This is a genomic window from Vibrio sp. 378 (assembly GCF_033339435.1).
Window position 1 is genome coordinate 1 of sequence record NZ_JAWOUO010000064.1, and the last position, 1,522, is coordinate 1,522.

Consider the following 1,522-nt stretch of genomic DNA (forward strand, 5'->3'; position numbering starts at 1 on the left):
CATTCCACCACCAGAGCACTTTCTGACCTTGTGTGAAGCTGACCTTGTTGAAAGAAATACGGCCCCGTTCCGGTCATTTGCAGAATGAGGCGTCTCCCAGGCAAGGAAAGGATCATGGAACGGCATACAACCAACGTGGTGGCGAACATATTGTTGATTGAAGACGATGATGACTTGGCCGAACTGGTTCAAATGCGTCTCGAGTTTCAGGGGCATCAAGTCAGTCGAGAATCGAGCGTTGCTGCGGGCAGGAATACTTATCAGCAGCAGTCGTTTGATTTGGTGATCCTCGACAGAGGTTTACCCGATGGTGATGGTTTAGATATCTGCCATCACTTGCGTCAACGGCAAGATTGGACGCCAGTTTTGGTGTTGACTGCAAGAGACGGTGAGATGGATAAAGTGGATGGATTGGAAGCTGATGTCGACGATTACATCACAAAGCCGTTTAGTGTTTTAGAGTTTCAAGCTCGGGTGAGAAATGTACTTCGGCGCGTTAATCAAGTCGCTGAAAAGCCGACTCCAGAAAAAGCAGAAGATGGGGCACTTAACTTTGGTGACTTGAAGATCATTCCCCAATTGCATCAGGTTTCGCTCAACGATAAAGACGTCGCTCTGACGGCAACCGAATTTACCTTGCTACAGTTTCTCGCCACTCGTCCCGGTCGAGTCTACAGTAAGGACGAGCTGTTGGATCATGTCTGGAACACCAATCATACTGGGTATCATCACACGGTTTGTAGCACCATTAATCGCTTGCGCAGCAAGCTGTCGTTGTCGGACTCAGAGCATCATTTTATTCAAACGGTTTGGGGTGTTGGGTACAAATTTCAGCCGCGCCCATAATAGGCGGTGTGAGGAGGCGATAGGATGAGCTTCAAATCTCGTTTGGTGGTATTCACCACGGTTTGGTTTTGTTTGGCGATGGCGGCCATTGCGCTGACTTACAATTGGCAAAAAGAAACCATTGAGCTTCGTACCAAGCAAAGCTTGCATCAAGATCTAGCCAGTCACATGCGGGATGACAATCCGCTCATGATTGGTACGGACTACAATCCCAAAGCGCTTAAGTCGATTTTCCACACCCTCATGTTGATAGGACCGGATTTCGAAATCTATTTTCTTGATGGCCAAGGCAACATTACTACGCACGCTGCGCCAGAAGGGACGGAATTGATGGGAGCGGTGAATCTGGCTCCTATTCGTCAGTTTCTCAGTGGTGAACCTTTCCCGGTTCTAGGCGATGACCCGCGTAATCGTGATGAACACAAAGTCTTTTCTGTCGCAGCGATAGAGGAGCTTGGCTCAACCATTGGTTATTTGTACGTGGTGATCGGGAGTTCTCGTCATACGGCCATTGCCAATGCTCAAGTGGATTCGCCGTACTTGGCGCTTGCGGGTTTAGTGCTTATTTCGATTTTAGGTTTCGCTTTTGGCTCATATGTCTTGGTTAAGCGCAGCTTGTTAAACCCGATTGAACGTGTGACCGATCAACTGCAAAAACAAGCCGAACACGACTTTC

At 48.4% G+C, this 1,522-nt stretch carries 1 protein-coding gene and 1 pseudogene; both read left to right on the forward strand.

Annotation, left to right across the window (positions count from 1 at the left end; translation table 11 throughout):
- The first annotated feature begins 114 nt into the window (after positions 1-114).
- Positions 115-846 (forward strand): response regulator transcription factor, encoded by a 732-nt coding sequence (locus R7Q48_RS24085; RefSeq protein ID WP_318132590.1) that lies wholly within the window; start codon positions 115-117, stop codon positions 844-846.
- A 24-nt stretch (positions 847-870) separates the two neighbouring features.
- A pseudogene (locus R7Q48_RS24090) lies at positions 871-1,522 on the forward strand (sensor histidine kinase); the annotation flags it as partial.